The organism is Paenibacillus endophyticus, assembly GCF_014192395.1.
In the GTDB taxonomy this organism is placed as follows: Bacteria; Bacillota; Bacilli; order Paenibacillales; family Paenibacillaceae; genus Pristimantibacillus; species Pristimantibacillus endophyticus.
On sequence record NZ_JACHXW010000010.1, the window covers coordinates 186,029 to 195,591 of the forward strand.

Annotated in this window: 5 protein-coding genes; 2 read left to right on the forward strand and 3 right to left on the reverse strand. The window is 48.6% G+C overall.

What is annotated here, in order from left to right; translation table 11 throughout:
• The first annotated feature begins 123 nt into the window (after positions 1 to 123).
• Positions 124 to 1,674, forward strand: coding sequence for a glycoside hydrolase family 31 protein (locus FHS16_RS17610; RefSeq protein ID WP_183565280.1), 1,551 nt, complete (start codon positions 124 to 126; stop codon positions 1,672 to 1,674).
• A 12-nt stretch (positions 1,675 to 1,686) separates the two neighbouring features.
• Positions 1,687 to 2,973, forward strand: coding sequence for a Gfo/Idh/MocA family protein (locus tag FHS16_RS17615; protein WP_183565283.1), 1,287 nt, complete (start codon positions 1,687 to 1,689; stop codon positions 2,971 to 2,973).
• A gap of 133 nt (positions 2,974 to 3,106) precedes the next feature.
• Here the strand turns inward: FHS16_RS17615 and FHS16_RS17620 are convergent, their stop codons facing one another.
• The 3 genes from FHS16_RS17620 to FHS16_RS17630 form a co-directional block, all read right to left on the reverse strand.
• Positions 3,107 to 6,043, reverse strand: a complete 2,937-nt coding sequence (locus tag FHS16_RS17620) for a DUF4832 domain-containing protein (protein WP_183565286.1) — start codon at positions 6,041 to 6,043, stop codon at positions 3,107 to 3,109.
• A 219-nt stretch (positions 6,044 to 6,262) separates the two neighbouring features.
• Complete coding sequence (locus FHS16_RS17625) at positions 6,263 to 7,312, reverse strand: LacI family DNA-binding transcriptional regulator (RefSeq protein WP_312890960.1); 1,050 nt, start codon at positions 7,310 to 7,312, stop codon at positions 6,263 to 6,265.
• Between the two features lie 289 nt (positions 7,313 to 7,601).
• The coding region (locus FHS16_RS17630) for an S-layer homology domain-containing protein (protein WP_183565292.1) at positions 7,602 to 9,563 on the reverse strand (1,962 nt) is incomplete at its 5' end.

Genomic DNA, 9,563 nt, shown 5'->3' on the forward strand with positions numbered 1-9,563 from the left:
ATTTTTAAGATTGAATGCCCAATTATTAAGATAAAAAGAGTTTGCATTCATATAAGGATTCATCCATAATATTAGTAAATAATTGCGCAAATTATTTCTTAATTTGAATAGGGAGTGTCTGCTATGAAGATCACTGAGTTGCAAAGAGGTCCTGAAGAATTTTGGTGGGGCGGAGTTATAAACGAAGGACACTTGATGCCCTTTGGCGACCGTCCGCATACGCGTGATTTGCGTTTGACGGATGATAATCAAGCTTCCCCTTTATTACTATCTAATATGGGAAGATACATTTGGAGCGAAGAGCCGTTTACCTTTTCATTTAATGAGGCCACGATTACGATCGAGCACAAAGAGAAGCTATGGATTGAAGAAGGGCATGAAAGCCTTCAAGGCGCTTACCGGCATGCATGCCATACTTATTTCCCCCCTTCCGGCGTTACGCCTGACAAGCTAGCATTCGAAGCGCCGCAATACTGCACATGGGTAGAAATGTTCTATGAACCGACACAGGACAAACTCCTCCACTATGCGAGATCTATTATAGAAAACGGCATGCCTCCTGGCGTTTTAATCATTGACGACAATTGGATGCAAGACTATGGAACATGGGACTTTGACAAGCATAGATTCCCCGACCCTGCCGCTATGATCGAGGCCTTGCATCAATTAGGGTTTAAAATCATGCTTTGGGTATGCCCGTATGTGAGTCCTGACAGCCTTTCATTCCGGAAATTACGTGATCTTGGGTTCTTGATGAAGCATGCTGACGGTACGCCTGTCCTGAGAAGATGGTGGAACGGGTATAGTGCGATCATCGACTATACAAGCACGGACGGAGCCGCGTGGTTTAAACAACAATTAAACAGACTGATCGAAGATTACGGGGTTGACGGCTTCAAGCTGGACGCGGGAGAACCTATCTTGCCTGACCTGATGGATGACGTTACAGCAGACGTCGCATGGTCACGCCCTGTAAGGCCGATGGAGGATTGTGAATCCTACGCTCGTTTGGGAATTGGATACGCGCTTAGCGAATTGCGCATGTGCTGGAAGCTCGGGGGGCAGGCGCTCATCCAGCGGCAGCGGGATAAAACGCACTCATGGGAAGCTGCGACTGGACTGAGGGGACTCATCCCTAACGCGATTGCCCAAGGTCTGATGGGATATGCGTTCAACTGTCCTGACATGGTTGGCGGCGGGATGGACGGCGATATTAACTCGCCTGATTTCCGTTTTGATTCCGAACTATTTATCCGTTTTGTTCAATGCTCGGCATTATTCCCCGCCATGCAGTTTTCCATGGCGCCGTGGCGAGTTCTGAACGGCGATGAGCTGGCCTGGTGCATGGATGCGGTACGGATACGAACGGAATTAGGCCCCCTGCTCTCCGAGCTTGCAGACCAAGCTGCGAAAGATGGACTTCCCATCCTGCGCAGCCTGGAATTCGTTTTTCCGCAACAAGGCTTTCACGCTGTTCAGGACCAATTCATGGTTGGCGAATCCATTCTGGTAGCGCCAGTCATGAATAAGGGACAGATCGCACGAAGCATACAATTTCCGGAGGGCCAATGGCTCGGTGATGACGGAAGCGTAGTCGAAGGCCCTATCCAGCTCGAAGTCCATGCGCCTCTGTCCCGCTTGCCGTGGTATAGAAAAATTTGTATCCTTGCTTAAGGAGAGCTTCTTATGAAAACAATCAAATTAGCTGTTATAGGAGCAGGAGCAAGAGGTTTCTTATCCTATATGCCATATGTTCAAAGGTTTCCTCGCGAGGCGGAGGTGGTCGCGGTTGCCGAACCAAACAACGAGAGAAGAACGAGGTTTGCGGAAGCATTACACTTGGGCCCCGAGCAGCTCTATTCATCATGGGAAGAGCTGCTGAGCCAGCCTAAGCTTTGCGATGCGGTCCTCATCTGCACACAAGATCAAATGCACTATCAGCCTACGATTGCCGCTCTTCGAGCGGGTTATCATGTCCTTCTTGAAAAACCAATGTCCAACAATCCGATGGAGTGCGTGGACATGGAAAGAATCGCGCGCGAGGAAGGTCGCCTGCTCTCGATCTGTCACGTCTCGAGATATACGCCTTTTTGGCAAAAGATGAAACAAATCACTCATGACGGCCTTATTGGAGACGTCATCTCTATTCAACACAACGAAAACGTTGGTTACCTTCACTATGCTCACAGCTTTGTCAGAGGCAACTGGCGGAATGACGCTCTCTCAAGTCCAATGATATTAGCCAAGTCTTGCCATGACATGGATCTAATCCGTTGGATCGTCGATGCGGATTGCACGAAGGTCAGCTCCTTTGGTTCTTTGGGCCATTTTCATATCGACAACGCGCCTGCAGGCTCAACCGACCGATGTACGGATGGCTGTGAGGTGGAGCATACCTGTCCCTATTCCGCATTGCGATACTATATGCAGGACACGGAATTAAATCCGTTTGCAGCACTCATAGCAGATCCGCCTTCCGAAACCAACAGAATGAAAGCCATATTGGAGGGTCCCTACGGCAAATGTGTTTATCGGACGGATAATAACGTAGTGGATCATCAGACGGTCAATATGGAATTTGAAAATGGAGCCACCGTTATATTCAGCATGTGCGGGTTTACGCGGGATATGAATCGCATCGTCCAAATCATGGGGACCAAAGGGGAAGTTCGCGGCGATTTGCTAAGCGGCCGCATTGATCTATTCGAGTTTTCGTCAGGCACTCAATCTGTCATTCAAACCTTAACCAGCAATAGCGGCCATCAAGGAGGCGACGACGGGATCATGCGGCAGTTCCTGTCCGACCTTCGGAACGGACAATATATAGATACCCTGACTTCTGCGGAAGCCTCTCTGGAAAGTCATCTTATGGCCTTCGCCGCGGAAGAATCCAGAAGAAAAGAAGGCGCCGTTGTGGACATGAAACTCTTCCGTCAATCGCTTTCATCAACTGTGCTCAGTGAATCCCGTTGAACGGCTTTAGACTCATGAACAACTCTCATCATACTCAAGCATGTAAGAAAGAATAAGCAAGACCGGCCCGCAAAACTGCGGGCCGGTCTTGTTTTGTAGGTTTAATGGAATCGGCTGGCGATCCGATTACCACTTATTCAAATCGGATCTCATCGATCCAGACCGTACTGTTGCCTCCATGCCAAAATGTCATCGACAGTTGGCCAGGGGTGCTGCGATCTACGCCATTCGCCGCCAAATTAATTTCAATATTTTTGTAGCTGGTCGTTACCGTATCCCCGCTGAAAGCTGCCAATGTTTTGGTCACTCCGCCGATTGTGAGCTGGAAGTGGCTTTGTTCACCCCCACTAGCGCCTTTGATACGAATGACCATTTTCGAGTAGCTCCCGATGTTCTGGTTGATATCCGTGCCTAACCAGCCGTCGTTGTTGTACTGAAGCTTCAATGCCCCTGTTTCAATGACGCCTGCGGTATTGACAAACCCGTTTGCGCTTGACCACTTGCCAAGATCATTGGCTCCAGGCCAGCCCGGCGAGTTATCGAAGTTATCTAACAGCAAACCGGTTGTCCCTCCGCCACCGGCATTGGTCGTTACATTAACAACTGCGCTTGCAGCCGATAGATTGCCGGCTGCGTCTTTTGCTTTCACGGTATACGCGTATGCCGTATTGGCATTTAATCCGCTATCCGTAAAGCTGGTCGCGGCAGATGTACCCGTTTGATTGCCGTTTCTGTAGATCACATATTCCGTTACGCCGACATTATCCGTCGAACCGCTCCATGACAAGCTTACGCTATTCGATGTTTTACCCGATTCGCTCAAATTCGTTGGCGCAGTCGGCACTTGCGTATCGCCGGAGCTGCTTCCTCCGGAAATCTGAATGCGATCGAAATCAGGTGCCCATCCTGTTGGGTTAGAGAAATGGATCGTGTTATTGCCTGCATTCAGCTGTACTTGTGCCTGAACGGTGCCAACCGTAGTCCAGCCTCCCGTACTCGGCAGATTGAGCGTGGAAGCTGATCCTCCGTTTACGCGCAGCTGCGCGGTACGAGCCTCGCCGCTGAGGTAAGAAACCGTCATCGTATACGTTCCTGCAGCTGACGCGCTTATTCCGTTAAATTGCAAAGTACCGTCGTTATTCCCGACATACCCTACTTTCGAGCTTCCTGAGCATGTGGCGCACGCGGAAACGATTGCTGCTCCAGTCCGCGTATTGCTTGCGGACTCCGCTTCATAGGCCGTCCCGGTCCCGCCTCCTCCGGAAGCGTTCGTGGTCGTGCTTACAGAACTGCTGTTGGCGGATACGTTCCCTGCCGCGTCCTTCGCTCTGACTGTATAGCTGTAATTCGTGGCCGGACTTAACCCCGTATCCGTAAAGGTATTGGTGCTCGAAGAGCCTACCGATACGCCTCCGCGGTAAATATCGTAGCCGGTCACGCCGACGTTGTCGGTTGAAGCCGACCACGTCAGGCTGACGCTGCTCGAAGTCGTTCCGCTTACTGCCAGATTACCTGGCAAGCTTGGTGCCTGAGTATCCGTGCTTCCTCCTCCGCTGTAGCCGCCATCATATGCCGTTTGGGTTAGGTTATACGAAAGCGTATTGTCTGATTTCAATAAATCGAAAGGCCCGATGTTTTGATTGGCAGGGTCCATACCGATTCCTACTTTGCCGAGCGGCGTTCTGCCGCCTGTATAATAGTTGGTATTAGCAAATCTCGCGCTTGGTTTATACCCGTAAGGGTCAAGAATGGAAAGCGCCAAAGTGTAGGTTCCGGCCGGAACATTGGAAGGGATTGTAAATGCGCCAGAAACCTGCTGAACGGCAGGCGCTTGATTGTATTGGCGCGTCGTGCTGTTCCAATTGTCGCCTGGCATCCAATTCCGGATGTCCACGTTGTTGAAAATTCCCTTCCACGCTACCGTGCGGTCGCTTCTAAGCAAGCTGGCTTCCACCGGCCAGTTGTAGTAGAACGGGGCCGAGCCTTTGTTCACGACTTGAAAGGCCACATTCATTGATCCGCCAGGCTGCACGCTGCCCGAGAATGTCGCTTGATTGACGACGAATCGATATCCGAATTCCTTCTGCATCAAAGCCGCTCCCTGCGATACGGCAGAATTGCCGGCATCGTACAGATCAATCCAGCCCAGACTGGTTGTATGTGTTTTTTTGATCCAGTCAATCACGAAGTTCCTATGGTTCGGATCGCTTAACGTATCGTTAGGGGAATCGCCCGGCTGAATATCCTTCTGCCCCCAATCGTAGGCTACCTCGCCCCCGTTAACCTGCGTTCTCCAGACATCTCTAGCGACAATGCCATCTCCTCCGGACAGATCGTCGATTAAGGCGAAGGAGTCCCAAAGAAATCCGAAGTTATAATTTTGGAATGTATCGGGATACCGCACTTGAACCTTCTTGTTCTGAAAAGCTTGCGTAGCGGCATCGCCTAATGCCGTCTGGAAGCTGAGCGGAATTCGGTCCGTATTGTCCGTCATCTTATCCGGCCAAATATGATGCTCTCCCCAATTCCCCCACAACCCCAGCTCAATGTAGGCAACTCTGGGATCATTGTCCCAAGCTTGGCCAAGTTTCTGGATGAAAGCGGTCAGACGGCTTTTCAATGCCTCCGACGTCCATTGTGTTGTTACGTCGCCATGAGGAACGCCTTGGGGCCAAAACTCTCCTCCATTTGGATAGACGATGAAAACGCGTGGAATCACCTTTTTATTTTGGCTTTCGATTCCTGCCCATGCCGTATTGCTCCAATCCTTGATCTTCTGAACGGAGTCGGACGCCGCATTCTCGAGATCCGTATATTTGATATAGTGCTTAAACACGGTTCCGTACTCTTGATTCGAGAAGCTGGTGTCGTTCATGAAACGTGTCGGCCGAAATCCTTTAAAGGGATTTTTGTAAGCCTCCTGCGTTTCCGTCAGATTTACGCTAATTGGACCGACAGCCGCTGACGCCGAATTACCGAACGGTACCGCCAAAGAGCCTCCGGTCAGCAAAACAAAGGATAACAAAATGGTAAACGCTTTCACAAACGGCTTTGAAAAATTTCTTTTCACTAATCATCCCTCCCATATTTTAAAAGGTTTGCGCAAATAAATTGCGCAATCTTTTGCGCTTTTAGTATATTCCAACCTTGCTCGCTCCGTCAATCAAAATAATACCAGCTCGTGATTGCCTTGCGCATTGATTGATTTTTTGCAGCATCGAACGCCAAATAACCGTCCTCAGACGGTAATGATTACTGAGGGACGGCTATTGCGGAACTTATCGTCGTTCTACACCTTATTTGACATTTTAGCGCATGATTCCCGTACGATTAACTCGGTTTTCAAACCGATGCATACTTCCGAAATGTTTTTGTTCGTGATCAATTCGGTCAATACTTTTACGATAATCGAGCTAATATCGTATCTAAACCTTCGAACAGTCGTGAGCGGCGGAACCATGAACTCCGATAGCTTCAAATCATCAAAACCGACTAACGAGACATCCTTCGGAATACGGATGTTCAGCTCGGCCAATCCCTTCATAGCCCCAAAAGCAATAATGTCGTTTAACGTAAAAATAGCCGTGATAGACGGCTCTTCGCTCATCAATTGCTTCACTGCCTCATATCCATGAGCAGGATCGAATGCACCCAATACAACATGGCTTTCCACCCATGGCAGCTTAAAATCGCGAAATGCATCTTTGCAGCCGTCGAGACGGTTTACGTTCACGAGATGGTTTTTGGGCCCCGCTATAATCCCGATTTTCTGATGACCCAATCCATGCAAATATCGTATGACCTCATAAGCGCCTTTACGGTTATCATAGTCAATATAGTTGTGGCCGATCTTGTAGGTTCTTCCATTCGTAAGCAAATACGGAATTTCGAGTCTCTCAAGCTCTTCGAACAACTTGTCGTTGACAATGGGATCAAATATGATGGCTGCGTCCGCTTTTCCCTCGCCCAAAAGCTTATATGCCGGAGAGGACTGCAAATCTGTGCTGTGTTTCACAATATCAATCTGATGGCCGTATGCTTCGAATTCTTCCTTTAAGTGATTCAAGTCGGCAGAGGTAGACGGGTCATTATCGAAGAAATCATTATGGCCTGGGATGATTACGGCTATCGTATAGGGGGTTCCTGCCAGCTGGGAGGGAGAGACGCCCGGTTTTAAATGTTCATTGGCAATATCCAATACTTTTCTGCGGGTCTCCTCGCTGAAATTGCCTTGATTGTTTATAATCCTGGACACAGTACTAATCGAAACGTTTGCCTTTTTTGCAATTTCTTTAAGTTTGATACGCGTCCCTCCAATCCTTACGAAACTTTTTTGCACAATAAGGAAATTATAGCGTTTATTAACGTACTCAGTCAATCATGCGCAATAACTCATGTATCCTTTAGCTTTATCTTTGTATTTAACATTAATGACATACATGCCCTCGCTGACAGCTAAACCTATTGCATCAGCGTATGTACAGCTTTTCTCTCAGCATCTGGGAGAACAACTCGAACTCATACTGAAACAGCATATCTGTGCGCAGACGGATCAATTCGGAGAAATAAATTAGGGCTATACCCTAGTCCGTCAGACTTAGGAGTATAGCCCTTTTTTGCTGTAAATCTTAAATCAGTTTTGATTTTAAAAGCAGTCTTTGTATAATGGTTGCAACCTCTGCTCTAGTAATAAAGTCTTTTGGCGCAAGTTCAGCACCGTGTCTTCCCGATACGATACCGGCTTCAACGCTATCAGCAATACCGTCTTTTGCCCAACTTGAAGCATCTGCTGCATCTGCGAATACTTTTAACGTATCATCTATTGATTTCATAACGAGTTTGTCTGTCAGCTTGGTAATCGACATAGCTTTTGCAATAATGACCATCACCTGTTCTCGGGTAACCTTGTCATTTGGACGGAATGTACCATCTTCAAACCCACTAATAAGGTTATACCTATACGCAGTACTAATGGCACTACTATACCAATCCGTCAATTTCACATCCGAGAACGGAGAAACGCCACTCTCTAGTTTCAACCCAAGTCCACGAACGATAATGGTCGCTAATTCAGCACGAGTAATTTTAGTATCCGGACTGAACATACCGTCGCCGATTCCTTCAATAACCATACGCGAACCCATATCATTGACTGCGAGTTTCGACCAATGATTCGCTACATCATTGAATTCGATAGGATGCCATACGACTGAATATGTGCTGTTAGTTAGGCTGCTTATGACAGCATAGTATTTTCCATCCATCAGCATAATCTTCGTCGGCACATGGCGAACCGTTCCGTTTGACTCAATAACAATGCCAGTCGTGATTTTTTTCGGATCCACACCTTCTGGAATCGCTATAATACGTTCAATATAGGCATTGAAATGCGCTACTTCCACCGTTGTATCTCCGTATATCGCCCTGACCGTAAAATTTACCGGAGGCACTACAAGTGAGAAAGACCCTGTCTCCGCTGCGTTCTCCACCACTTTCACAGTTTCTGCTGTCGGCTCTGCAATTTCAATTTGCACCTTGATGTCTTGCAAAGCAGCAGAATTTCCGATTTGGCTGTATATAGCGCTGATGTTAATTTGCTCTGCTGGAAGTGTATACGAAGCCCTGTCTGTCTTAATTTCCAAAACGGCCTGTTTACTTTCCATGCTTTTCACCATCTGACCATTCAGTTCGCCAACAATAACATCGGACTTGGTTTTTACCGGAATCGTCACAACTGATCCCTGGCCTTCCGAGGCGAGCTTGTCCTCTAGTTTCTTCTGATCAATGGTAATGATTATTACCGTTTGTCCGTTAACCTTGGTTGTTGTTGCCTTTCCTATCTGCTCTACCTTCCCGTTAACAAGTACATCTACTCCGGGATTTGTTGTTTCAGGCGTACTAGGCGTTGTAGGCTGAGAAGGTAAGCTGCTGGTCATGAACACTGCGCCAGCACTTGCCGCCGATGCGTTCTGCGTTGCCGTTTCTTTCACTCGCGTCACAATCGTATAGCTCGTATTTGGCGTTAAACCGCTAAATGCTGGGCTGTCCTGCCACGTTGTGCCGTTGTTGATGCTGTATTCCTGACCGTTTATCCCTGTCAGGGTAATACTGCTCGTCGTTTTGCTGGCCAGCGTTGCTGCTGACGGTGCGCTCGGTCCATTCGCCTTGGCGATTGCTGCCGTACCTGCACTCGTTACGCTGCCGCTGGCATGCGTTCCGTCCGCCGACACGGTTACGGTGATGACCGCTCCAATATCCGCTTGCACCAACGTGTAGCTGGAAGACGTCGCGCCATTGATTGCTTCGCTGTCACGGTTCCACTGGTAGGTCGGACTGTCGCTGCTGGTGCTTGGCGTGTAAGCGACTGCACTCAGATCTACTGCTAGCGTTTCTCCATACTTTTCTGTTCCCGTAGTCCCGACCGTTCCTCCGATAACCGGAATGGCGTCGGTCTTGAACACGGCGCCAGCACTTGCCGCCGATGCGTTCTGCGTTGCCGTTTCTTTCACTCGCGTCACAATCGTATAGCTCGTATTTGGCGTTAAACCGCTAAATGCTGGGCTGTCCTGCCACGTTGTGCCGTTGTTGAT